At 62.6% G+C, this 24,951-nt stretch carries 23 protein-coding genes; 3 read left to right on the top strand and 20 right to left on the bottom strand.

What is annotated here, in order from left to right; genetic code table 11:
* Positions 1–25: 25 nt before the first annotated feature.
* Positions 26–952, top strand: coding sequence for a helix-turn-helix domain-containing protein (locus BGO80_RS14095; protein ID WP_126149520.1), 927 nt, complete (start codon positions 26–28; stop codon positions 950–952).
* 35 nt (positions 953–987) lie between these two features.
* Here BGO80_RS14095 and BGO80_RS14090 read toward each other — a convergent pair whose 3' ends face one another.
* From BGO80_RS14090 to BGO80_RS14060, 7 genes are all read right to left on the bottom strand, one after another.
* Positions 988–2,118: a PLP-dependent cysteine synthase family protein gene (locus tag BGO80_RS14090; protein ID WP_286723045.1), complete on the bottom strand. Its 1,131-nt coding sequence runs from the start codon at positions 2,116–2,118 to the stop codon at positions 988–990.
* Positions 2,118–2,903 carry a class II glutamine amidotransferase gene (locus BGO80_RS14085; RefSeq protein WP_286721970.1) on the bottom strand — a complete coding sequence of 262 codons (786 nt, stop codon included), beginning with the start codon at positions 2,901–2,903 and terminating at the stop codon, positions 2,118–2,120. Before BGO80_RS14085 ends, BGO80_RS14090 begins: the two co-directional genes overlap by 1 nt.
* A gap of 9 nt (positions 2,904–2,912) precedes the next feature.
* The gene (locus tag BGO80_RS14080) at positions 2,913–3,761 is read right to left on the bottom strand and encodes a creatininase family protein (protein ID WP_286721969.1); all 849 of its coding nucleotides are present in this window, start codon (positions 3,759–3,761) and stop codon (positions 2,913–2,915) included.
* Between the two features lie 32 nt (positions 3,762–3,793).
* Positions 3,794–5,488 carry a dipeptide ABC transporter ATP-binding protein gene (locus BGO80_RS14075; RefSeq protein WP_286721968.1) on the bottom strand — a complete coding sequence of 565 codons (1,695 nt, stop codon included), beginning with the start codon at positions 5,486–5,488 and terminating at the stop codon, positions 3,794–3,796.
* A gap of 11 nt (positions 5,489–5,499) precedes the next feature.
* Positions 5,500–6,429 carry an ABC transporter permease gene (locus BGO80_RS14070; protein WP_126149517.1) on the bottom strand — a complete coding sequence of 310 codons (930 nt, stop codon included), beginning with the start codon at positions 6,427–6,429 and terminating at the stop codon, positions 5,500–5,502.
* An 8-nt stretch (positions 6,430–6,437) separates the two neighbouring features.
* The gene (locus BGO80_RS14065; protein ID WP_286721967.1) at positions 6,438–7,409 is read right to left on the bottom strand and encodes an ABC transporter permease; all 972 of its coding nucleotides are present in this window, start codon (positions 7,407–7,409) and stop codon (positions 6,438–6,440) included.
* A gap of 69 nt (positions 7,410–7,478) precedes the next feature.
* Positions 7,479–9,104, bottom strand: coding sequence for an ABC transporter substrate-binding protein (locus tag BGO80_RS14060; protein WP_286721966.1), 1,626 nt, complete (start codon positions 9,102–9,104; stop codon positions 7,479–7,481).
* Between the two features lie 217 nt (positions 9,105–9,321).
* Here BGO80_RS14060 and BGO80_RS14055 point away from each other — a divergent pair, with 217 nt between their 5' ends.
* Positions 9,322–10,047: an N-formylglutamate amidohydrolase gene (locus BGO80_RS14055; RefSeq protein WP_286721965.1), complete on the top strand. Its 726-nt coding sequence runs from the start codon at positions 9,322–9,324 to the stop codon at positions 10,045–10,047.
* 25 nt (positions 10,048–10,072) lie between these two features.
* Here the strand turns inward: BGO80_RS14055 and BGO80_RS14050 are convergent, their stop codons facing one another.
* From BGO80_RS14050 to BGO80_RS14020, 7 genes are all read right to left on the bottom strand, one after another.
* Positions 10,073–11,068 carry an ABC transporter ATP-binding protein gene (locus BGO80_RS14050; protein ID WP_286721964.1) on the bottom strand — a complete coding sequence of 332 codons (996 nt, stop codon included), beginning with the start codon at positions 11,066–11,068 and terminating at the stop codon, positions 10,073–10,075.
* Positions 11,061–12,440, bottom strand: coding sequence for a glycoside hydrolase family protein (locus BGO80_RS14045; protein ID WP_286721963.1), 1,380 nt, complete (start codon positions 12,438–12,440; stop codon positions 11,061–11,063). Before BGO80_RS14045 ends, BGO80_RS14050 begins: the two co-directional genes overlap by 8 nt.
* Entirely contained in the window at positions 12,433–13,758 is a 1,326-nt protein-coding gene (locus BGO80_RS14040) for a glycoside hydrolase family 32 protein (RefSeq protein ID WP_286721962.1), read from the bottom strand. The genes BGO80_RS14045 and BGO80_RS14040 overlap by 8 nt, the downstream gene beginning before the upstream one ends.
* Positions 13,759–13,761: 3 nt before the next feature.
* Complete coding sequence (locus tag BGO80_RS14035) at positions 13,762–14,601, bottom strand: carbohydrate ABC transporter permease (protein ID WP_286721961.1); 840 nt, start codon at positions 14,599–14,601, stop codon at positions 13,762–13,764.
* On the bottom strand, positions 14,601–15,488 hold the full coding sequence (locus BGO80_RS14030; protein WP_126149510.1) for a carbohydrate ABC transporter permease: 888 nt from the start codon (positions 15,486–15,488) through the stop codon (positions 14,601–14,603). Before BGO80_RS14030 ends, BGO80_RS14035 begins: the two co-directional genes overlap by 1 nt.
* A gap of 76 nt (positions 15,489–15,564) precedes the next feature.
* Positions 15,565–16,842, bottom strand: coding sequence for an extracellular solute-binding protein (locus BGO80_RS14025; protein WP_126149509.1), 1,278 nt, complete (start codon positions 16,840–16,842; stop codon positions 15,565–15,567).
* 111 nt (positions 16,843–16,953) lie between these two features.
* A complete protein-coding gene (locus tag BGO80_RS14020; RefSeq protein ID WP_126149508.1) occupies positions 16,954–17,943 on the bottom strand; it encodes a LacI family DNA-binding transcriptional regulator in 990 nt (329 codons plus the stop codon).
* A 245-nt stretch (positions 17,944–18,188) separates the two neighbouring features.
* Between BGO80_RS14020 and BGO80_RS14015 the strand changes: the two genes are divergently transcribed.
* Complete coding sequence (locus BGO80_RS14015) at positions 18,189–18,923, top strand: CPBP family intramembrane glutamic endopeptidase (RefSeq protein ID WP_286721960.1); 735 nt, start codon at positions 18,189–18,191, stop codon at positions 18,921–18,923.
* Positions 18,924–18,984: 61 nt separating this feature from the next.
* On the opposite strand, the gene nikE is transcribed toward BGO80_RS14015, so the two are convergent.
* From nikE to BGO80_RS13985, 6 genes are all read right to left on the bottom strand, one after another.
* The gene (gene nikE, locus BGO80_RS14010) at positions 18,985–19,812 is read right to left on the bottom strand and encodes a nickel import ATP-binding protein NikE (protein WP_286721959.1); all 828 of its coding nucleotides are present in this window, start codon (positions 19,810–19,812) and stop codon (positions 18,985–18,987) included.
* Positions 19,809–20,597: an ATP-binding cassette domain-containing protein gene (locus BGO80_RS14005; protein WP_286721958.1), complete on the bottom strand. Its 789-nt coding sequence runs from the start codon at positions 20,595–20,597 to the stop codon at positions 19,809–19,811. Before BGO80_RS14005 ends, nikE begins: the two co-directional genes overlap by 4 nt.
* Complete coding sequence (nikC, locus tag BGO80_RS14000) at positions 20,597–21,472, bottom strand: nickel ABC transporter permease subunit NikC (protein ID WP_286721957.1); 876 nt, start codon at positions 21,470–21,472, stop codon at positions 20,597–20,599. The genes BGO80_RS14005 and nikC overlap by 1 nt, the downstream gene beginning before the upstream one ends.
* Complete coding sequence (nikB, locus tag BGO80_RS13995) at positions 21,469–22,413, bottom strand: nickel ABC transporter permease subunit NikB (protein ID WP_286721956.1); 945 nt, start codon at positions 22,411–22,413, stop codon at positions 21,469–21,471. Before nikB ends, nikC begins: the two co-directional genes overlap by 4 nt.
* A 7-nt stretch (positions 22,414–22,420) precedes the next feature.
* Positions 22,421–23,986, bottom strand: a complete 1,566-nt coding sequence (nikA, locus tag BGO80_RS13990) for a nickel ABC transporter substrate-binding protein (protein ID WP_286721955.1) — start codon at positions 23,984–23,986, stop codon at positions 22,421–22,423.
* 157 nt (positions 23,987–24,143) lie between these two features.
* Positions 24,144–24,785: a DUF1028 domain-containing protein gene (locus BGO80_RS13985; RefSeq protein ID WP_286721954.1), complete on the bottom strand. Its 642-nt coding sequence runs from the start codon at positions 24,783–24,785 to the stop codon at positions 24,144–24,146.
* Positions 24,786–24,951: the final 166 nt, after the last annotated feature.

Below are 24,951 nucleotides of genomic sequence, written 5' to 3'. Positions count from 1 at the left end.
GAGTCGGCTGTCCAGGGGTGAACCTTTGCGAACGCTGCCCAGCTTCTCCATCAATGCCTTTGCCGACGCATCCGAACAGGAACGCGGGCTTTTGGGCTGGGACCAGCGCTATACGCAGATGGGAGCCGGCCGCTTCGAGGGCACGGTGGTGCGCATGGAGCTGGGGCGCGTCAGTATCTGGGAAGAGCGGCTCAATGTCAGCGTGGCCGAAACCACGGCGCCGCCAGCCGGAAAGGTGGTGCTGGTGCTGCCGGCACCTGCGGTGGACAGCCGCATCAACGGCGCCAAGCGTGAGGGGCCCGGCTTTCTGCATATGGGCGGACACGAGATCAATGTGGTCACCTCCGAAACCACGCAGGGCTATTTCGTCACCCTCGACGAAAAGGACCTGCCCGGTCTCGACCGGCGGCGCACCGGGCCGCTTTGCAGCATCGAGGCCTATCCCGGCGCGCATGAGATGAGCAGCTGGATCGCCTCGATGATGTCGATGGCGCCGGAGGGCATGCGCCGATCACCACGCGAATTCGGCACGGTCCTGCCCGATTTCATCGTCGACCGAGTCTCAGACCTGTGCACCTTTCTCTCGAGCATGGACCACAAGCCGCTGACCGAGAGCTATGCGCATGCCGTGGTGCGCAAGGCGCGCAAGGTCATCGAGGCCAAGTCACATGGGCCTTTGAGCGTGGCCGAGCTGGCCAGAGCCATCGACCTGCCCGAACATGTGGTGCGCAGCGCCTTTATCCAGGCCGTCGGCATAAGCCCCCTGATCTGGCTGCGCCGGCACCGCCTCGATCAGGCGCGACGTGCCATGCTGCGGCCGGAGGAGGCGCGTAAGGGTGTGGCGCAGATCGCCATGGAAAACGGCTTTTTCCACCTTGGGCGCTTCGCGGCCTATTACACGCAGACCTTCCACGAACTGCCGATCGAAACCATTCGCAGCGTCATCGGCTAACGTTTGTCGCGGGCGCGCCGCATGGCGCCCATGGCTTAGTCGGACGGTTCGAGGAGAGCGCCCTCGCTCGTGAGGAACGTCTCGATGCGCTCGATATCGGCACGCAGGTCGAGTTTTTGTTCGGCCAGCCATTCAGGGTTGTAATAGGTGTCGGCGTAACGCTCGCCACTGTCGCAGATCAGCGTCACCAGCGAGCCCTTGGCGCCATCCCGGCGCATCTGGCTGGCAGCCCAGCAGAGGCCGTAGAAATTGGTGCCCGTAGAGCCACCGACGCGCCGACTGAGGCGTTTGGAAAGCACATGCATGGCGGCCAGCGAGGTGGTGTCGGGCACCTTGATCATGTGGTCGACAACACCGGGAATGAAGGATTTTTCGACGCGCGGACGTCCCACGCCCTCGATGCGGCTGGGCAAAGCGCAGCGCGCCTCGGGATTGGCGTCGAGCCAGCCTTCGTAGAAGGCGGAGCGCTCGACATCGGCGACACAGAGGCGCGTATTGTAGCCGCGATAGCGGATGTAGCGGCCTATAGTGGCCGCGGTGCCGCCGGTGCCTGCCCCCATCACCACCCAGCTAGGGACGCAGAAGGGTTCGTTTTCCATCTGCCGGAAGATGGATTCGGCGATGTTGTTGTTGCCGCGCCAATCGGTGGCACGCTCGGCAAAGGTGAACTGGTCGAGATAATAGCCGCCGCACTCGGCCGCCAGATCGGCAGCGACCTGGTAGATGGTGCTCCCATCTTCCACCAGATGGCACCGGCCGCCCTGCTGAGTGATGGCGGCAATCTTGCTGGGGCTGGTGCGCGCGGGGAGGACGGCGATGAAATCGAGCCCGAGCATGCGCGCGTAATAGGCCTCGCTGACGGCGGTGGAGCCGGACGAAGCTTCAGTAAGCGTCGTGCCCTTGCGGATGAGGCCATTGCAGATGCCGTAGAGGAAGAGCGAACGCGCCAGGCGATGCTTGAGGCTGCCGGTGGGGTGGGCGGATTCATCCTTGAGATAGAATGGGGTATCCTCAAAACCCCGGATCGGCAGGGGAATGAGGTGCGTGTCGGCCGAACGGCGGCCTTCGGCCTCGAGCAGCACCAGGGCCTGACGGGTCCAGGCGCGGTTGGGGCAATCGAGGCTCGGGATCACCGGCGCGGTGCGGGGCGTGAGAGAGGCGGCCATCATGCTGCAACTCCATAACCGATGCTCATCGGCTCGATGTGGATGCCACCGGCATCGACGCGCAGCACCGACTGCTTGGGGACCACGTTCCAGCACTTGGTGCCTTCGTCGATCGGCTCAGAGACGACGAGATAACCGCCCTCTTCCTCGCGATAGTAAAGGCTCGGCGCCTTGTCGTCGGAGGCCCAGCGATAGGCCCAGAGGGTTTCGCCATTGGTGTAGCAGCTGGTGAAGCGCAGCGGTTCGGTGATGCCGGCGCGATCAAGCATGGATTGGACCGTACCCAAAGTGCGCTCCATGGCGGCAATGGGTTCGTCGCGCAGGCCATTGGCGAGAGCCATGAGAAACAGCGCCTCGGAATCGGTAGTGCCCAGGCGATGTTCGTAAAGCGTATCGGGCAGGACGGTTTCGATCTGGCGCTTGAGGTGGCGATAGCCGCCGATCTGGCCATTGTGCATGAACAGGTCCGCCTGGTGGCGGAAGGGATGGCAATTGGAGCGCGACAGTGCGGTGCCGGTCGAGGCGCGCACATGGGCAAAGAACAGGCGGCTACGGATCTGGCCGCAGAGGCTGCGCAGGTTCTGGTCGGACCAGGCGGGCAGGACTTCGTGATAGATGCCCGGCTCGGTTCGGTCGCCATACCAGCCCAGTCCGAAGCCATCACCATTGGTCTCGGTCTTGGCCTCGGTCGCGTGCAGAGATTGGTGGATCAGCGAATGGGCCGGGGTATAGACCAGCTCATCGAGAAAGATCGGCGCTCCGAGATAGGCGAGAAAGCGGCACATGATTTTCTCCTAGGACTTTGACGGCGCCAGAGGGCCGTCCTGTGTGCGCAGGCCCCTGCCCTCTTGCCAGACGGCATCGGGCTGCGACCAGACACGCTCGTTGCGGATGGCCTCGACCACCAGGCGCTTGTGAATGGCGAGGACCGCTTCGCCCTTGGCGGCAGTGGCCTTGCGCGGATCGCCCATGACACCGGTCTGGGGGGCGCGCTCGGCGAAGGAATAGAAGCGCGAAATGCCCGGCGGGGCATTGGTGGGCGCGATGGTCGAGGATGCGGCTTCCTCGAATTTCTCAGTGCGCACGAGATCGCCTGCAATGGCCAGCATCAGGGACGTCTCACCTTCGCAGGCATGGCCGGGCGCAGCGCTTTCCATCAGCGCGGTGATTTCGGCCCGGGCGTTCATCCAGGGCATGATGGTGGCGATGGGCATGTCGTATTCTACCGCCAATTCGCGCGCCGACAGATTCAGCCCCTCGATATTGCCGCCATGGCCGTTAACGATCAACAGGCGTGCAAAGCCGATAGCCTTGAGCGAGCGGACAATCGCGGCAAGCACGGCGCGATAGACGGCGTAATCGAGGCTGATGGTGCCGCCGAACGGCAGATGGTGCTCGCTCATACCCATCCACAGCGGCGGCAGAACCGCCACCGGCATATCCGCCGCAACCTCCTGCGCCGCAGCGACAGCGGCCGCATTGGCGCTGGCCGTATCGACGATAACAGGCAGATGCGGGCCATGTTGCTCGAGCGCGCCGGCGGGCAGGATGGCGAGCGCCTTGCCGCTCAGGGCCAGCGCCTTGAGCTCGGGGGCGGTCATGCGTGCCCATTCGACTTCGCGCTTGGCTGTGGTTTGGGTCATGGCGTTCCTCGATTGTCCAGAAGCCGATGTCCTCAGAGCGAGGGCATCAGGTTCAGCAGTTCCTTGGCGTAGTCGGACTTTGGGGCATTGAAGAGATCGTTGACTTCTGCCTCCTCGACGATGGCACCGTTGCGCATGACGATGACGCGGTCGCACATCTGGCGAACCACCGGCAGGTCGTGGCTGATAAACAGCACGGTGAGATTGAGCGCGTCGCGCAGATCCTTGAGCAGATTGAGGATCTGCGCCTGGATGGAGACGTCGAGCGCCGATGTCGGCTCGTCACAGATGAGGAAGCGCGGACGGGTGGCCAGCGCTCGGGCAATGGCGATGCGCTGGCGCTGGCCACCGGAGAATTCGTGCGGGAATTTCGATGCCGCCGCGGCGCCAAGCCCGACCACTTCGAGCAGATCGTGAACGATGCCGCGCAGTTCGGTCTCGTTCTCCGCCAGGCGATGATGGCGGATGGGCTCGGCGATGATGCGATCGACCCGCATGCGCGGATTGAGCGAGGAATAGGGATCCTGGAAGATCATCTGGATCTGGGTGCGGATCGCCATGGCTTCGCGGCTGGGCAATTTGGCATCGACCAGCTTACCGCCAAAGGTAAAGGTGCCGCTGGTGGGGCGGTAGATCTGGGCCAGGACGCGGGCGATGGTGGATTTGCCGCTGCCGGACTCGCCGACCAGCCCCAGCACTTCGCGCTCGCGGATATCGAAGCTGACATCGCGCACGGCATTGAAATAGCGCCGGTTGCGCGGCAGCATGGCATTGCGGGTCAGAAAGCGCAGATCGAGATTGCGGACTTCGACCAGAGCCTTGCCTTCGGTGCTGCTGGCGGCGTTGGCGGCGCGACCCAGCCAATGGGTGCCGAGGTCAATCTGCTTTTCGGGCGTGGCATTGTCGGTCTGGTAGACGACGCGCGGGAAGCGGTGAAGGCTCCTGTCGCCCCGCGGCACGGCGGCGATCAGCGACTTGGTATAGTCGTGGCGCGGCTCGTGAATGACCTGATGTGTGTCGCCGGTCTCCACCACCTGGCCGCGATGCATAACCATGACGCGATCGGCGGTTTCGGCAATGACGCCCATGTCGTGGGTGACGAGAATGACGCCGACATCGCGCTCGGCCACCAGCTTCTTGATGAGCTTGAGGATCTGCGCCTGCACGGAGACGTCGAGCGCCGTGGTCGGCTCGTCGGCGATGATCAGGTCGGGTTCGGAACAGAGCACCAGGGCAATGACGACGCGCTGGCGCATGCCGCCGGAGAACTGATGCGGATATTGATCGATCCGCACTTTGGGCTCGGCAATGCCCACGGCGTCGAGCATTTCGACGGCCCGCTTGCGCGCTCCAGCGTGGTCCAGCGGCAGGTGCGACTGGATGGTTTCGATCAGTTGGTGGCCCACCGTGTAGATGGGATTGAGGCTGGTCAGCGGATCCTGAAAGATCATCGAGATGCGGCGACCGCGCAGCGCCTGCAGAGCCGCCCTGTCGGTGGCGTCGATTTTCTGGCCTTCGAAGAGGATTTCGCCGGCGGTGACGCGGCCCGGAAAGTCGAGCAGGCCCATGATGGCGCTGCCGATGGTGGACTTGCCGGCGCCCGATTCACCGACCAGGCCGAGAATTTCGCCCCGCGCGACAGTCAGATCAACGCCGGTGGCGGCGACGAAAGTGCCCTTGCGGCCGGGATATTCGACGCGCAGGCCCTTGATAGAGAGAAGTGTCATGGTCGGTCTCCTCAGCGCAGCTTGGGGTCGAGCACGTCGCGCAGCCAGTCGCCAGTCAGGTTGACCGACAGCACCAGCAGCGCCAGCGTGATACCGGGGAAGATCACCAGCCATTGCTCGCCGGAGAACAGGAAGCCATTGCCCATGCGGATGAGCGTGCCCAGCGACGGCTGGGAGGCGGGAATGCCGACACCGAGGAAGCTGAGGGTGGCCTCACCCAGCACGGCAAGGCCGACATTGATGGTAGCGATAACCAGCACCGGGCCCAGAACGTTGGGCAGCACATGGCGGAACATGATGGTGAGCGGGGGAATGCCGATCACCTGCGCGGCCAGCACATATTCGCGCTTGGCCTGCACCATGGTGGAGGCGCGCACGGTGCGGGCAACCTGCGGCCAGATGGAAAGGCTGAGGGCAAAAATGATGACGAAGATGGCGAGGCTGTCGTGCTGGTCGCGCGGCAACACGCTACGGCTGACACCGTCGATCAACAGCGCCACCATGATGGCCGGGAAGGTCATCTGGATATCGACGATACGCATGGCGATGGCGTCGAAGGCTCCGCCGACATAGCCGGCGATCAAGCCCACCGCGATGCCGACGACGACGGCGATCAGCACGGAGATGCCGCCCACCATCAGCGAGGTGCGGGTGCCGTAGAGCAGGGCCGAGAGCAGGTCGCGGCCCTGATCGTCGGTCCCGAGCAGGAAGCGCATGTCGCCCCCTTCGTGCCAGGCGGGCGGCAGCAGCGAGTTCCACAGATCCAGCTCGGCCATGTTGAACGGGTCTTGCGGCGCGATCCAGGGCGCCAGCACCGCCGCCAGCACCATGGCCAGGCCGATAATGGTGGCGATCACCGTGGTGGGCGAATTGATGTAGCGATAGAACAGCTCGCTATCGGTCATGCGCGCGAAAAGCGAAGTTTTGGTAGCGGTTGACATGGCGGGCCTCAGCTCGCGTTGACGCGCAAGCGCGGATCGATGAGGAAATAGAGGATGTCGACGATCAGATTGACCGTGACGAAGATCACCGCGACCAGGAGCAAGTAAGCGGAGATCACCGGGATATCGACGGTCGAGACGGCCTGCAGGAAAAGCAAGCCAATGCCCGGCCACTGGAACACGCTTTCGGTGATGATGCCGAAAGCGATGATCGAGCCCAGCTGCAGACCGGCAATGGTCATGACCGGGATCATGGTGTTTTTCAGGGCGTGGCCGAAATAGACCTTGCGGGCGCTGAGGCCACGGGCCTTGGCGAATTTGATGTAATCGGTCTTGAGGATTTCCAGCATTTCGGCGCGCACGAGGCGCATGATGAAGGTGAGCTGAAACAGGCCAAGCGTGATGGCCGGCAGAATGATCGATTGCAGACCCGAGACGGTGAGCAGGCCGGTAGGCCAGCCAAGGACATTGACCACCTGGCCACGTCCGAAGGTGGGCAGCCAACCGAGTTCGACGCCGAAATAAAGGATCAGCATGATGCCAATGAAGAAGGTGGGCAAGGAAATGCCGACCAGCGACAGGATCATCATGGCGCGAGCGCCAAAGCTGTTGGGCTTGAGGCTGGCATAGATGCCCATGGGAATGCCGAGCACCAGCGAGATGCCGAAGGCGACGAGGCTCAGTTCGATCGAGGCCGGCAGGCGGTCGGCCAGGAGGCGGGAAACCGGCTGGCCCATCTGATAGGAAAGGCCGAAATTGCCCTGCAGGACGCGGCCGACGAAATGGGCGAACTGCACCCAGATCGGCTCGTCGAGCCCCATCTGGTTTCGGAGCGCCAGGCGGTCGGCATAGGTGGCATCTTCATTCACCAGCTGCGCGACCGGGTCGCCCAGATAGCGGAACATGATGAAGGACAGCAGCGCGACGACAAGCAGCACGAAGGCCGACTGCACCAGGCGCCTGAACAGGAAGGAAAGCATACCGGCCTCGGGTCGGCGTTGACGGGAAAGGCCGGGCGCAGCGGCAAGGCCGCGCCCGGAGAACCGAAATCAGTCGATGGTGACGTAGCGCCAGTCGAAGACGTTGTCGGCGCGGCGCTCGAGCGTGACATTGGCGGCGGTGGCCCAGGCCGACCAGGACTGCATCAGCGGGATATAGGCGACATCATCGGTGGTGATGGTCCAGGCCTGCTTGATCAGCTCGTCGCGCTTGGCCTCGTCGGTCTCGCTGAGGATCTGCTTGGACAGCGCATCGACTTCCGGATTGCAGTAGCCGGCATAGTTGGACGTACCAGCCACGAGGCTCTTGATGTCATCGGCTGCCCAGATCGGACGATCCTCGGACAGGCGTGGGCACATATGCAGCGAGAAGAGCGCAATGTGGCTGTCGAGGCTTGCCGGGGTGGTGCCCAGCATGGCGAGGCCGAAATCCATGTTCGGGGAGAGTACGGCTTCGAGATATTGCGCGCGGGCCTGCACATTGGTGTCGGCTTCGATGCCGACGCGGGCGAGCATGGAGCTGATGGCAAGGCAGATGGCCTCGTCATTGAGATACATGTCGTTCGAGCATTGGAAGGTCAGCTTGAAGCCATCGGGATAGCCCGCCTCGGCCAGGAGCGCCTTGGACTTTTCCGGATCGTAGGCATAGCGCTCGATCTGGTCGGTGAAGCCATTGACGCCAGGGGCAACCATAAGGGCGGCGGCAGTGGCCTGGCCGCGCATGATGCGCTGATTAATCAGGTCGATATCGATGGCGCGATAGACGGCCTCGCGAACCCGCTGGTCCTTGAAGGGATTTTCACCCTCGACGGCGGAACCGGGCAGCGTATCCTTCCACTGGTTCATGGTCAGATACATGGTGCGCACTTCGGGGCCGGCGATAACCTTGACGTTGGGCGCAGCCTCGAGGCGCGGAATGTCCTGCACCGGGATGGGATAGACCATGTCCATCTGGCCCGACAAAAGGGCGGCGACGCGGGTGGCGTCGTTCGGCAGCGGGGTATAGGTGACGCTCTCGACGTTACCGGCCTTATTGGCCTCGTTCCACCAGCCGTCATTGGCTTCAAGCGTGGTCTTGATGCCGGGCTCGCGGGTCACGAGCTTGAACGGACCGGTACCATTGGCATGCAGCGTCGCGAAATTCTCGACATCGGTGGCGCGGCTGGCATCGGCGACCCCATTCGCCTCGGCCCAGGTCTTGGACATAATGTACCAATTGGGCCAGGTAAAGTGCAGGATGGGGTTGGGTTCGGCGGTGATGAAATCGACGGTGTAGTCGTCGACCTTGACCACTTCGGTGACGCCGCTCAGGCGGTTCTTGAAATCGGAATCGCCGGCGCGCACACGGTCGGCCGAGAAGATCACGTCATCGGCGGTGAAGGGGCTGCCATCGTGGAAGCTGACGCCCTGGCGCAGATGGAAGCGCCACTGGGTCGGGGAAACCATCTCCCAGCTTTCGGCCAGTTCCGGCGCAATGGTCAAATCCGGGTTCCGGCGCACCAGACCTTCATAGACATTGCCGAGGAAGCTGTAGGTGAAGACCTCGTTGCGGATATAGGGGTCCATGGACACGGCATCGCCGCTCGAGGCGAAACGCAGCTCCTGGGCTGCTCCCATGGACGCGGTGCCAGCCATTACAGTGGTGGCGAGAAACAGAGCGAGAAGCATTCTGGACATTACGTTCCCCCTTTTTGATGCGCCGCCACTTAAGCAAATTGCTCTTCAGCTTGCATTCTAAAAATATGAACGCTAATGGAAAAAATTGCTATAGAATCATATCGCGATAGAACTTCGTTCGAAATATCGTACCTTAAATAGCAAATGCTTCGTTTGCATGCATAGTGCACAAACTTGCGTCGCCTGCCCGTGTGCGTCGCTGTCCAATGGAGTTGAGATGATCGAGATCATCAATGGGAACGGCTCATTCCCCTGTCTCATCGTGTGCGATCACGCTAGCGCGCATATCCCAGCCGCATTGAGCGGACTGGGTTTGGCGCCCGGCTGTGACGCCCTCCACATCGCGCTCGACCTCGGCATCGAACCGGTGGTGCGGATGCTCGCGGCCGCGCTGGACGCCCCCGCCGTGCTGACCGGGCAGTCGCGGCTGGTGCTCGACACCAATCGCTGGATTGCCGACAGCCAGTCTATCCCGGAAAGCAGCGATGGCGTTCTTATCCCCGGAAATATCGGCCTGTCCGAGACAGACCGGATGGACCGGCAGGAGCGCTATTTCTGGCCGTTTCATGCCGCGGTGGCGGAGCAATGGGCGGCGATACGGGCGCGCCACGCCAGTCCGGCATTTTTCGCGCTGCATTCCTGCACCAGGCAATTGGCGCTGGGCAGTATGCGCACAATGGATGGCGGCACGATCTGGCATGAGGATAGCGGCTTTGCGCGGATGCTGGCACAGAGCCTGAGCGATCAATTCGGCCTGACCATTGCCGACAATGCGCCCTATAGCGGCATTGGCGGCGGCTCCTTCACGCTCGACTACCATTGCTGGAGCTCAGGCAAACCGGCCTGCGGCTTCGAAATCGTCAACGACCTGATCGCCGAGGAGGCCGGGCAGCGCCACTGGGCGGGTTACCTCGCCGCAGGCCTGCGCTCCGTTCTGCAATAGGCTGGCAGGCTCGGTTCTGAAAGCCCTATTCCTGCCGGCGGTCGCCGACAAAGCGGTGGAGATCTTCGGGCTTGAAGCCAATGCGGATGGACCTGCCGCTGGCCAGGGGCACATCGCCTTCGGCCTTGATGGTAATGGGACCGATAGCTTCGGCATCGGCGTGGATGAGGGTTTCGGCGCCCAGATGTTCGACATGGCGGATGGTCGCCGTCCAGGGACCGGTCTCGTCGATACGCAGATGCTCGGGGCGGACGCCCACCAGTTCACCGCCAAGTTTCTCGGCTTCGGGACCGGTGACGAAATTCATCTTGGGGCTGCCGATGAAGCCGGCGACGAAGGGGGTGGCGGGCTTGCGGTAGAGCTCCATGGGCGCGCCGGCCTGTTCGATGCGGCCGCCATTGAGCACGACGATCCGGTCGGCCATGGTCATGGCCTCGACCTGATCGTGCGTCACATAGACCATGGTGGCGCCGATGCGGCTGTGCAGTTCGGCCAGTTCGACGCGCATCTGGGCGCGCAGGGCTGCGTCGAGATTGGACAGCGGTTCGTCGAACAGGAACACTTTGGGCTTGCGCACGATGGCGCGGCCTATGGCGACGCGCTGTCGCTGGCCGCCGGACAGCTGCTTGGGCTTGCGATCGAGCAGATGGGTGAGCTGCAGGGTGTCCGCCGCATCCTTTACCCGAGCCTCGATCTCGGCCTTGGGCATGCCCGAAAGTTTGAGGCCGAAACCGATATTGTCGGCGACACTCATATGCGGATAGAGCGCATAGGACTGGAACACCATGGCGATGCCGCGCTGGGAGGGATCGCGGGTGGTGACGTCGTCGCCCCCGATATGGATGGTGCCGCCGGAGACTTCTTCGAGGCCCGCAATCATGCGCAAAAGCGTGGACTTGCCGCAGCCCGAGGGCCCGACCAAGACGGTGAAGGAACCATCAGGGATGGCCAGATCGAGACCGGGAATGATCTCGACGGCGCCATAGCGTTTCTGGACGGCGGTGAAGACGACATCAGCCATTGGGCTTCTCCTCGGTGCGATCGGTGCTGCGCAGGGACACGGTGCCATCGAGCGTGGCAAAACCGTCATCGGCGAACAGCGAAACAGTGGTGGCGCCCACCCGGTAGTAGCGGAAGCTCAGGGCGCGAAAATCGTTGATATAGAGGACGCCCAGACCCAGATCGGGATCGATGACCAGGTCGAGCGTGTAAGCCCCGTCAGCGCTGGGCGGAAAGGCGACGCGCGGCGCGCCACTGGGGTCGTTATTGTAGAGGAAGGCAGCTTCGCCCCTGGCCGTGTCGATTTCGAGCGTGCTGACGCGGCCCGAATTGGTGGCGGTGAAACTGAGGCCGAAGCGGGTACCGGGTTCTACCGCAAGCGCGGCGCGCGCGCGCAAGGCGGTCTCGGGCGTGCCGATCTCAAGGTTTTCCGGCGACAGCGTGACGCGCGCGGTGTCGAACTGGTTGGCGACGCCTTCGGGCAGGCTGACCGCCAGGGCACCATCATCGGCTCGCTTAAGCGCTTGCATGATGAGATCGCCACCCCAGACGAGGTTCATCGCATCCTTGCGCAGATTCTTGTGCGCCACCCAGCCGAACAGCAGGCGCTCATCGCCGGTGCCCGCGGATTTGCCGGCATAGAAGCCGCGACCATCGAGAGCATCGTAGGGGCCATAGGCATAGGGCCCGACGCTGGTTGCGGCAGTGAGATAGCGGACCTGGCGCGCATTATCGCGCTGATCGGAATAGAGCAGGAACCAGTCATCGCCCTCGTTGAAGAGGTCGGGCACTTCCAGATTGAGGGGCGATTCTTCGGCGTAGAGAGGATCAGCGGCAGCCCAGCTGCCGAGATCGGGTGAGGTATAGAGGCCGATGGCGGCCTTGCCGTCATGCCGCGTCGTCAGCAGCATCCACCAGGCGTCGGCATCCTCGTTCCAGAACACGAAGGGGTCGCGAAAATCCCATTCGTCATAGGTGGGAAGGCCGGCGAAGGTGGTTTCAGGAATCTTCGTCCAGGGTCCGGCAAGCGTTGCCGCGCGGGCCTCCATCGTCACTTCCTTGGGCCGAGCTTCGGGATCGTGGCCGGTGTAGTAGAGGCGATAGCCACCTTCGGGATCGGCGATGACGCTGCCGCTACCGGTCCAATAGTCGGGCGTGCCAGCTTCGCCGACCGGCACGGCTTCGACCGGTTCTGACCACTCACCGAGATCGGAACTCTGAGACATGAACCAGGGGTGACGGCCCTGGTTCTGCAGGTAAAACACCGAATAGGTGCCGTCTTCGTAAAAAGGATTGGGATCACCGACGCCGGCGGTTTCGCCAGCGAAGTAGAGCGGCGCCGCCTGAACGGAGGCGCAGGTGCCCAGAAGCAATGCGGCCAGAAGGTTACGCATTGGCCGGCTCCAGCAGGCCCACGGCGAGCGGGGCTTCCGGATCGGCCGGGAAGAACAGATTGGTGATCCACACCACCCCATCGGCAGCGCTGAGTTCAACCAGCCCGCGATCGACATAAACAGTGAGATCGAGCATGCCGTTTTCGGGCCAGGGCAGATCGAGCGCATAGTCATGCGCGAAGTGGTCGAGCCCGTCGAGCGCATGGCGAATAGTGCGGATGCTGCCTCGACCGACGCTGGCACGACGGACGACGAAGCTCGGCTCGCGCTCGCCGAACAGGGTGATCACCAGCTCTTCGCCCACTTCGAGGTCGGCCATGAGGTCGGTGCGGTTGGTGCCCGGCAGTCCGGCTTCGGCAATACCCGCTTCCGCCATGGCCGGAACGCGGCAAGCGACGCGCAGGCCATCCGGCGTATTGACCAGCCGCAATTCCCGCGGCAGCGACATGACCCCGCGAAATGCCGCGGTGCGGGTCTGGCGGGCATAGAGCCAGTTGCTGGCCCAGGCGATGGCGGTGGGCGTTTCCGTACCGCCACGCTCGAAGAAGGTCTGGGCAGCATAGTAGTCGCGACCATAATCGAGCCAGAGCTCGGTCTCGGGCGCATTGGCATTGGTGAAGCTGGTGCCATCGAACTGGCCGAGGAAATATTGGGTACCCGAACCCAGCGCATAGCCGCCGGGATTGAGGCCGACGATGAGTACCCAGACCACGCTGCCATCGGCTGCCGTCAGCGGCACCATATCGGGGCATTCCCAAGGGCCTTCGCTATGGCGGCCATGGCTTTCACCGAAGCTGGAGAGATGGGTCCAGCTTTTGAGATCGGTCGAGCCGTAAAAGCCGATGGATTGGCCTTCGGTCACCAGCATAACCCATTTGCCGCTGGCGGCGTGCCAGATGACCTTGGGGTCGCGAAAGGCCGTGAGGCCGGGATTGGGAACGACGGGGTTGGCGCCATCGCTCTCGAACGCACCGATATCGGCGTCAGCATGGACGAGGCACTGGACCTGATAGTCTTCGCCCAACGCGGTGCGGCTATGGGCAGTGTAGAAGAGTTTTACCCCATCGTCCGTCTCAATCGCGCTGCCGGAAAAACAGGTCCCGAGATCGGTGGGAAAGAGCGCGATGGGCTGCTCGTCCCAATGGACCAGATCGGTGCTGGTGGCGTGGCCCCAATGCATCGGCCCATGCACAATGCTGTCGGGATCGTGCTGGAAGAACAGGTGCCAGACGCCGTCCTTGCGGATCATGCCATTGGGGTCGTTCATCCAGCCGGCGCGCGGGGAAAAATGCAGGTTGGGGCGGTATTTTTCAGTCATGGCCTAGCCCTTGACGCCGGAGGACATCACCGAGGCGATGAACTGGCGCTGGAGAATGAGGAAGAAGAGGATGACCGGGATGGCCATGGACACGGCAAAGGCCATGATATTGCCCCAGGCGGCCTGGTTGGTGCCGAAATAGGCGGACATGGCGACCGACAGGGGCCGATATTCGGGGCCGCGCGTGACCATGACCGGCCAGAGATAGGCGTTCCAGATTTCGAGGAACTGCAGGACGGCAATAGCCGAGATGACAGGTTTGGACAGCGGCATGGCGACATGCCGGTAGATCTGGAAGAAGGAGAAGCCGTCGATGCGCGCCGCCTCGATGAGCTCCTTCGGCAGCCGCGAGAAGAACTGGTAGAACAGGAAGATCGACATGGCATTGGCGACGCCCGGCACGATCTGCACCTGGTAGCTGTCGACCTGTCCCAGCCAGCCGGCCATCATCAATTGCGGCAGCACCAGGCTTTCCCCGGGCACGGCCAGGGTAGCGAGGATCAGGATCATCACCGGCTTGCGGATAGCCAGAGTTCCCTGGGCCAGCACGAAGGCGGCCATGGAATTGAACAGGATGGACAGGACCAGCGTCGAGAAGGTGATGAAGGCGGTATTGGCGAGGTAACGGCCGAATGGGTGCACCGGGTCGGTCCAGACTTCGACATAGTTCTGCAGGCTCAGGACATGGGGAATGAACGAGCGGATCGAGCCCATGGAGACCATGATGTCCTGCTCGTTGGGATTGAGGCTGATGGTGACCATCATGAGGAGTGGCAGCAAGACGCCCAGCGCCAGGACCAGCGCGAACAGGGACGGCAGGATAGCCTCGCGGGGAATACGCATCAGGCTTCTCCCTCATTCTTGAGGAACCGGCGCTGCAACAGCGCGATGGCGGTGACGGCGAGGAAGAAGAACACGGCGACGGCCGAGGCATAGCCGACCTTCTGGGTCGCATAGCCCTGCTTGAAGAGGTAATGGATGATCGTCGTCGTGGCCCCGTTGGGTCCACCCTTGGTGAGGATATCCACCTGGGTGAACAGCTTCAGCGCTCCCACCGTGGTGATGATGATCAGGAAGATGTTAACGTTGCGCAGGCCGGGCCAGGTGACATAGCGGAAACGCTGCCAGCGCTTGGCGCCGTCGAGCTTGGCGGCCTCGTAGAGGTCTTGCGGAATGTCCTGCAGACCCGCCAGATAGATCAGCATCTGATAGGGGAAGGTAGCCCAGGCGGAGAGCGCCACAACCGACAGCATGGCGGTGGACGGATTGCCAAGGAAATCGACATAGGCGCCCTGCCCGGCGAACCACTGATAGACCGCATTGAACGGACCGGAGGGAATGCGGAACAGCACCGCCCAGATCGAGACGATGACGGTCATCGGCAGGAGCAGCGGCAGAATGGCGACCGAGCGGAAGAAGCCGCGGAAGGGAATGGCCGAGTTCAGGATCAGCGCGGCGCCCAGCGACATGGCCAGCTGCACCGGCGTCACGATCAGCGCGAACAGCACCGTGTTCCAGATCGCCTGCCAGAACAGGGGATCGACGAACATGCGCTCGTAATTGGTGGTGCCGATGAACTTGGTGGGGATCGGACGCGGCACCAGGCGCTGGTCGGTGAACGAGAACCAGACCGAGAGCAGGAAGGGTAAGACGATAAGGGCGGTGATGAAGATCAGCGCCGGCAGCAGCATGGCCAGCTCCTGGCCCTGCCCCTTGGTCCTGATACGCATGAGAAATCCTCCGGCCTTGGTTCGGCCCCTGAAAAGAATACGGGCGCGCCGTGAGGAAGCGCGCCCGTGATGCGGCTTACTGCCCGAAAGGCGGATAGCCGTCGTTGTCGGCAATGTCCTGGTCGATAGTCTGGGCGGCGCGATCGAGCTCGGCCTTCACATCGACATCACCGGACAAGACGTTGACCACTGCGGTGGCCCAGGCATTGGTGATCACCGGATAGGCCGGGTGCACCGGACGGACGACGGCACAGCAGCCGGCCAGCTTGGCGAAGATCTCGCCTTCGCCGCCTTCGCCATATGTCTTGGACAGCGGAATGGCCGAGGCCCGCGAAGGGACATAGCCGGTGGTGTCGGCATAGGCCGCGACCTGTTCGCTCGACATGGCGTAGTTGAGGAAGACCTTGACGTCATCGAGATTGGTGGACGACGTGGGGACTGCCCAGCCCCAGCCGCCATTGGCCGAGATCGGACCCTTGGCGCCGAATGCCGGCGGCGGGATCAGGACGAGATCGTCGCCCAGGCCTTCGCGATGGGCCGGCCACATCCAGTTGCCCACCCAGGAAAGGGCGGCAGTCTTCTCGCCATAGAACTTGTTGTCGCCGGCGCTGGCCGGAACGATGTAGCCAGCCTTGTTCCAGTTCTGGAGCGTGGTCAGCGTGTCAATATTGGCTTCGGAGTTGATGGTACCATCGGCCACCCAGGTGGTGCGATCGATGATGTCGCCGCCATTGGACTGGGCGAAGGGCGAGAAGCCATAGGTCATCCACTCGCCAGCGCCATAGTTCATCTTGACATCGAGCGGCCATTCAATGCCGGGCAGTGCCTTCAGCTTGGCCAGGGCATCGGCGAATTCCTCGCGAGTCCAGGCATCTTCGACGGTGGTCGGGATGCGCACGCCGGCCTGTTCGAGCAGCGCCTTGTTGCCCCACAGGATCGTGCCAGAGTCATAAGGGCTGACGAAGTAGAACTCTTCTTCCGGACCATAGGTGCCCTGCGCCTTGATGGCAGGGAGGAGGTCGGCGATGATTTCGGGATCGAGCAGATCGCCGATGGGCTGGATGGTGCCGGCCCAGGCAACGGAGGCCATATTGGGACCATCGAGCATGATCACGTCCGGCAGACCGCCGGACAGGGTCGCTGCCTGAATGGCTTCGTTATAGCTCGGGATCGGAACGACATCGAGCGTGATGCCTTCGGCGCCGTACTTGGCGTTGAAGCTCTCTTCGAGCTGGGTGAAATAGGGTTTTTCGCTATCGCCATCGATCACCCAGGCGGTCAGCTGGCCGGCAAAGGCGTGCGAGGACATGACGCAGGCGGCCAGAGCCACCCCTGCGTAAAGGGCATGCTTCATCGATAATCTCCTCCGAAAGCGGCGTTATCGCTTTATGACAACGTGAGACAATTGCTAATGCAGAATGTCTCACGTTGTCAATAGCGCATAGCTGCAATGCGATTTTGGAGGTTACATCGAGGCGCGTTCGATGAATTTGCCTTTGAGGCGAAGCACTTGGCGATCTTCCCCGCCATCGATGGCCAGGTTCATCGCCGTCCGCCCCATTTCATAATAGGGCAATTCCATCGTCGACAGACCCGGCTGCAGCAGGCTGACAATGGGTTCGAGATTGTCGAAGCTGGCCACGGCAATGTCGCGACCGACCTTCCGGCCCAATTCGCCAAGTTCGAAATAGACATTCATGGCCATGGTATCCTGGCCGCACAGCACCAGATCGGGTTGTTGATCGCCGACGAAAAGCGGCGGCAGTATATCGTGGGTGGCGAGGCGCGGCGTCGTTCCGGCGCGCGACACCACAGCGGTGTGGATGGCGCCGCTGACATCATGGCCCATGGCCGCCGCAGCATCGGCAAACCCCTTGGCGCGCAGATGGCTGGCGACGATGTCGGAATTGAGATTGAGGAAAACCGGCCGCTTGTAGCCACGCTCGAAAATGGTGAGGGTCAGGTCATAGGCCAGCTGGTAGTCGTCGGGGACGATGGCGGTGTGGCGTTGTTTCACATCGAAGCAATTGAGCAGAACATGCGGCACGCCGGTATCGGGCAGATCGACTTCCTGGTGGAAGACGGCGGCATAGATGATGGCTTCGGCCCGAAACGCCGCCAATTGGCTGTCGGCATTGGCGGCACTGGCTGTGCCGCGCTCGATATTGAACAGCATCATCTGCTTGCCGCGTTCCCACGCCACGTCCTGGGCGCCGCGAATGAGGTCGATGGATGAACTGGACGTGGCCACGCCATCAGCGAGAAAGCCGATAACGTTGCTGCGCTGCGAGCGCATCATCCGCGCCGCCTGAGAGGGCTCATAGCCGATTTCGGCAATGATGGCCTCGATCCGCGCGCGCGTCTCGGCATTGACCAGGGGATCGCGGTTGATGACCCGCGATACGGTCTTGAGCGAGGTCTTTGCCCGGCGGGCGATTTCACGCTGCGTGGTCAAGGCAATGGCTTTCGTTGGACAATGGGCGGATTGGTGCCACAGCGTCGGGGGCGGATCAACTGCCTAGCGGGCCAATCTCCAGTCCAGTTGGATCGCATGAACCTCGATGCGGGGGCGCTGCTGGCCGGTCGTCGCCGCAAGTGCGTCCAATTCCACTTTGCGGTGGACGGCGGCTTTCAGTCTGTGACCTAATTGCTGCGAGGGTTCGCCGATGTGCGGGCCTACTGGCGCATTCGGGGGCAGGAATGAACGGCGGACCAGACTATCCGTATTACAATGGGGAGACTGTCGCGATTACCCCGGGCGGCTGGGCGCTTGTGGTGGCTAGCTGTGCAATGGCTTTCTTGGTGCTGACCTTCTGGCCATTCCCCAATTTCCCGCTGAACTTCGTCTCGGCCGCCCTGTTCACCGCTATTCCGCTCGTCGCGCTCATGGCTGTGAGCGGCTGGCGTCCGCCGGCCATGTTCCGACCATTCGGCGCCAAAGACATCGCCATCGCCATCGGCTTTGGGCTGCTGACCATCGCCTGTTCCTTTGTTGCCGGCTTCATCCTGTCGCGCTTCATCGACATGACACCCAACAACGTTGCCACCAGCGTGGCGAGCATGGGCTTTGTCGAGACATTGGCCTTCTTGTCGCCGACGCTGATCCAACTGGTCGGCGAGGAAGTGGTGACCATCCTGCCGCTACTTGGCGTCATGTGGCTATGCGCGACCCGCCTTCGCATGACACGGCACAGTGCGATTATTGTAGCGGTCGCGGTGTCCACACTGTGGTTCGCGGCACTGCACCTGCCGACCTATGACTGGAACATCCTGCAGTGCCTCGTCACCATCGGCACCGCACGAATTGTCCTGACCATGTCCTACTTGCTTACGCGGAACCTTTGGGTGTCGTCGCTGGCCCATATCATCAATGACTGGTCGCTGTTCTTCACCAGCTTCCTGCTCGGCCATGGCCCCATCGGGGTCGACAGCTAAAGCGCAGGCGCGGACTGGACTTCGCACGCCTGCGCTCTCGATACGATGCCGTTCACCCGAACTACCTCATTGCGGGATTGGGCATGTTTTGGCTCTGCACGATCGTTTTCGGCCGTGGTGGCAGAATGGCCGATTGCAGCAGCCGCCCTTCAGCACTGGACAGGCGCAATTGCCGGTCGACGGGGCCTTCCTCGACGATGCGGCCATGGTGAAGCACGATCACGCGCTCGCACAGCAGCCGAACCAGACGCAGATCGTGGGTGATGAAGACGACGGCCATGCCGCTATCGGCACGCAAATGCGCGATCAGCTCGATAATCTGGGCCTGCATAGTGAGGTCGAGGTTAGAAACGGCCTCGTCGAGCACCAGAAGGCGCGGTTGAGTGGCGAGAGCGCGGGCAATGCAGACCCGCTGCAGCTGACCACCGGACATCTGCCCCGGACGCTTGAGGGCGTCGGATGGCTTCAGGCCGACCGCGGTCAACAATTGCTCGACGCGGTGCTCTCGTTCGGCAGCCGTGAGGACGCTCAGGTGCCGAAGCGGTTCGGCGATGATGCGACCGATGCGCTGACGCGGACTGACCGCTCCGATGGAGTCCTGAAACACCATCTGCACCGAGCGGCGAAAATGCTGCCATCCGGACCGGTCAAGCGTGGCGAGATCACGTCCCTCGAAGAGCACCTGCCCCGCGCTCGGGGTTTCGATGCCGAGCAATTGGCGCATGAGCGTGCTCTTGCCCGAACCGCTGCGGCCCAGAATTGCCAGGCTTTCGCCGGCCCTAACCTCAAGATTGATGTCGAAGAGCACCTGGCGTGGCGCATGGCTGCGAATGAGGGCCTGCCGGCGATAGGTCTTGTCGAGATGGCTGGCGCCGAGAAGCACGGTCATGCGGTTTCTCCGGCATAGAGCGCGAGATGAGCGGCGACGAGTTCGCGGGTAACCGCGTGCTGCGGAGCCGAGAAGATGCGCTCGACACTGCCCTCTTCGACGACCTGGCCCTCCTGCATCACCGCGACGCGGTTCGCCAGCCGGGCCACGACGCCCATGTCGTGGGAGACCAGCAAGATGCCGAGGCCGCGGCTGGCGACGAGACCTTCTAGAAGATCGAGGATGCGGGCCTGCACGACGAGATCGAGATCGGTCGTCGGTTCGTCGGCAAAGAGAAAGGGAGCACCCGACAGCAGCGCCAGGGCAATCATGGCGCGTTGCAGCATGCCGCCGCTCATCTCGAACGGATAAAGGGCGAGCACGCGCTCGGGCTCGTCGAGACCTGCATCAGACAGGGCCGCGATCGTCGCCGCCCGATCCTCGGCGGCGTCGGCGCGCGCCACTCGTCGCACCTCTCTCGCATGATCGAAAATGGTGCGGAGCGGGTTGAAGGCCGAACGCGGGTTCTGCAGCACCGTCGCGACGGTACGGCCGCGCAATGACTTGGGTGCGACGTCGCTACCATCGACCAATACCCGGCCGGCGCGCCGATAGACACCGGGTGGCAGGACGTCCTGCGCGCCGGCACAGGTCATGGATTTCCCCGAGCCAGAACCGCCCACCAGGGCCAGAATTTCACCGCGCTCGAGCGTAAGCGACAGCTCGCGAACCAATTGGATATCCTGCCCGTCGCGCCGGGCGCAGATACATAGATTTTCGATGGCGAGCGTTTGCGGTTGCGTCATCAATGGTGGTGTCCCTGATGGCCATGAGGATCGAGGCGATCGCGCAGGGCTTCGCCCAGGATATTGGCCGCCATGACCGAGAACAGCAGGCATAGGCCCGGCAGGATGATCAGCATGGGCTGGGTAAAGACGAATTGCCGTGCGTCGGAAATCATCACGCCCCATTCGGCAGTGGGCGTTTCGACGCCGAGTCCGAGGAAGGACAGACCCGAAACATGCAGCATCATGTGGCCAACGTCGAGCGTTGCCAGCACCACCATCTGCGCTGCGATGGGCGGCAGGAAGTGCTCGATGAAGATACGTGGGCGGCTGGCACCGGAGAGGCGCGATGCGGTGACATAGTCGGCCGAGCGCAGATTGAGAACGACACTGCGCACCAGCCGGGCGTAGAAGGCAAAGTGCGAAATGGCGATGGCGATGACCACATTGGTGAGGCCGGTGCCAAGCACGCCGATGAGAAAGAGCGCCAGGACGACCGTGGGAAAAGTCATCATGGCGTCGCAGAAGCGCATGAGCGCCTGATCGACCCGACCACCGATAAAGCCGGCGGCACCGCCCAGGGAAATGGCCATCGCCATGATCAGGGCGATGCAGAGCACGACCGAGCCGAGCGACATGCGCGTTCCATAGAGCAGTCGCGAGAGAATATCGCGGCCCAGATGGTCGGTGCCCAGCCAATGACCGGCACTGGGCCCCTGCAGCTTCTCCGCCAGGCTGACGAGATTGGGATCGTGCGGGGCGATGAGGGGTGCGAACAGTGCCGCGATTGCCATGATCAGCACGACGATCAGGGCGAGGCCGATGGCAATCCGCCCGACGCCACGTGTGAAATTGGGGGCCGGGGAGACGGCGCCCAGAGTTGCCTCGGCGCTCATGCCTGTGCCTCCTCGCCCAGCCGCAGCTGCGGATTGAGAGCCGCAGTCAGGATATCGACCAGAAGATTACAGACGACGAAGACGACCACCATGAAGAGGGTGAAACACTGGATCACCGGAAAGTCCTTGTTGGCAATGGCGCTGACGGCATAGCGACCGACGCCGGGCCAGGCGAAGATGGTCTCCACGATCAGCGCCCCGCCGATCAATTCCCCAAGATGCATTCCGGTGGCGGTGAGGACGGGCAGGATCGCATTGCGAAGCACGTGGCGCCGCTCGACCTGCCGGTCGGAGAGGCCGCGCATGCGAGCCCAAGCGACGTGGCGGGCATTGGCATTTTCGAGCAGGCTGGCCCGCAGCAGGCGCGCATTGATCGAGAGCGACATCAGCGACACGGTGATGACGGGCATGACCATATGGGCCCAGGTGCCGGCGCCGAAGGGTGGCAGCCAGTGCAATTGCACGGAAAACAGCAGGATAAGCAGGAAGGCCAGCCAGAAATTAGGCGTCGACACGCCGAAAAAGGCAATCGTGCGCACCACCTGATCGGGCCAGCGATCCTTGTAGCGCGCCGACCAGATGCCGAGCGGAAAGGAGACGATCAGCGTGAATGCCAGCGCGACCCCCGCCAGCAGCAACGTGGCCGGCATATAATAGGCGATGTCCTGGAGCACAGGGCGCTTGGTGGCAAAGGAAATACCGAAATCGCCCTGCAAGGCCGCCGTCAGCCAGCTCCAATACTGAGTGAGCAAAGGCTGGTCGAGCCCCAGAGCCGTCCGAGCCATGCTCAGCGCTTCCGGGGTCGGCGGAATGTTCTGCAGGCGCAGATAGGGAAATGCGGGATCACCCGGCGCAAGCCGGATGATCGCAAAGATGGCAAAGGAAACGACCAGCAGCAGCGGGATCAGCAGCAGCAGGCGTCGGAGCGTATAGCCGAGCACGGCAGCCTCACTGCTTGGGCTTGAGCGTTTCGAACGGGAAGTCGTAGGAGGTTGCGCCAAAGGTCAGGCCCGTGACATCCGGCCCGACCACGCCGATCGCCGCCAGGTTGCTGATCGGGGCGTAGAGGGCTTCCTCGTGCAGGGTGCGCATGACAAAGTCATATTGTGCCTGTCGGTCCGTCTCGTCCGTCGAATTCAGCGCGGCGGTGATGGCAGCGTTGACGGCGGGCTTCTCCGGCAGGCCCGAAAGCGCATGATAGCCACCATTGACGGGCACCAGCATCGCGCTGAGGAAGGCGTGCGGGTCATAGGGCGCGCCCCAGGTGGGGTTGAAGATCATCTCGAAATTGCCCTCGGTGCGGCGGCCATAGAATTCCGCGTCTTCGGCGGCGACGAGACGAATGGCGATGCCGATGGCGGCCAGATCGGCCTGCACCACTTCGGCAACCGATTTCATGGTCGCGTCTGGCGCCAGATAGAGCAACTCGATGGCAAGCGCGACACCATCCTTGGAGCGGACGGTCTGGCCATCAGCCAGCGTCCAGCCGGCAGCGTCGAGCAGCGCAGCGGCCTTGGCAGGATCATAGGCATAGGGTTCAAGACCGATATCGGCATAGGGGATGGTGGTCGGGAACAGCGTGTCCGCGCGGCGCTGCGTGCCGTAGAACACGTTGTCGATGATCGCGTCCTTGTTGATAGCGTGGTTCACCGCCTGGCGAACCGCCAGGTCGTTGGTTGGTGCCTTGCCCGAATGAAAGGCCAGGGCCATGGCCTCGTAAGGCGCAGACACGCCCGACTCAAAACCGCTCTGCGACAGCATGTGGAAAGTGTCGGGCGTCACCTGCCCATCAGCACCATAGATCAGGTCGATTTCGCCGGTCTGGAAGGCAATGGCGCGGGTATTGGGATCGGCGATCACCTTTACCTGCACGCTTTCAAAGGCCGGCTTGTCGCCCCAATAGGTTTCGTTGCGGACAAACACGTCGTACTGGCCGAGCACCGATTCCGAAAGCACCCAGGGGCCCGTTCCGATCGGCGCAGCAATGCCCTCGGCCGTGTTGCCGGAAGGCGGGAAGCCGGCGGGCGCCAGAAAGCGCACAGGCCGCACCAGCGAGAGCTCCTGCAACATTGGATAATAGGGCTTCTTGGTGACGATCTCGACGGTCAGGTCATCCACCGCCTCGACTTTCTCCAGGGCGGCAACCAGGCCCAGCCAGCTATGGTCAGCCTTGTTGGCGAGGACGGTGTCGAAGTTCTTCACCACGGCGGCGGCATTGAACGGCTCGCCATTGGAGAAGCTCACACCTGGCCGCAGCTTGAAGATGTAGGTCGTGCCATCTTCGGAGACGGTCCAGCTTTCAGCCAGCCATGGAGCCACCGAGCCGTCCGCCTGGTACTTGACCAGCGGCTCATAGACCATGGATTGGGCGAACATCTGGTTGGCGCCATATTGGTGCGGATTGAGCGGACCGACATTGAGTTGCCAGGAAAAGTCCAGCGTCTGGGCCTGAGCGCCCAACGGCAGGAAAAGGCTGAGCGCCAGAGCGACGCCAGCAAGCGAGCGGATGTTCATGAAGACCCCCGATGAATTCCGGGATTTCGTAATGTAATAACATACCGCATGCAAGCGGCGAAATTGCACCGGCGGGCGTTATTTGGTCAGCCGCACGGACGAAATTTCGTTTGGGGGCGGGCGTTAAGCACCCAAGATGACCGCAGCGGCCAAGCGGTCAGCGTCGAGGCACCGTGCCGAAGAAGTCCGCATATCCGCCATGAGTGGCTTCCTCCAGCAGGGCCTCGAGAGACGCAAGGGGGGCATCCGACATGTCGACCCGAAGGTCGATTTCGGGAAAGGCCTGGCCATGGTGAACGCGGAGGGCCACGGAGCCCAGCCCCCTCTTGTCACCGCCCGCTTCCGCACCAGCCCGGAGCGCAGCAAACAAGGCCGCTGCGAAAGTCGATTTCGCCAGAATGTCGCGATAGGCATCCATCATATCGGCCAGAACAGCCTCGCCGGTGAGCATATTGCCGGCAACGGCCACGCCTTCGCCCAGTAGATGACCGGCAAATCCAATGCATTGACCGCCCGTCCAGCCAACCGCCGAGCCATCGAGATCGACGATGATCACCTGGCGAAGGTCTGCCTTGTCGTCCTTCGTCAAGGCATGATGCAGTGCCTGTTCCGCCCCCAGATCGTTGAGTGCGCCGAGTGCATCTATCGCCAGATAAGGGTTGGTCATCGCCTGTGTCGCCGCGGCCCCGAAACCTTGGCGCGTATGGGGCACCAGCGCTCCAACCATCGGTCCGGCGGTCGCGGTGGCAACGCCGAAGGCACCGGTTTTTGGGTCGCGGGCGACGATGGAAAAGGTCATGCAACATCCTCTTTGCGTCATTTATCATCATAAATTGACAGCCGGCAAATTTATGATGATAAATTACCTGAAGCCCTTCTCACATGCTCCACCGCGTGAGGCAAGGGCAAGGGAACGCAAGGAGGTTATCAATGATCCGCAACTGGAAAGGCCTGGCGCCGCTTCT

Source organism: Devosia sp. 63-57 (genome assembly GCF_001899045.1).
GTDB lineage: Bacteria > Pseudomonadota > Alphaproteobacteria > Rhizobiales > Devosiaceae > Devosia > Devosia equisanguinis.
This window is presented reverse-complemented; position numbering and strand designations above follow the sequence as displayed.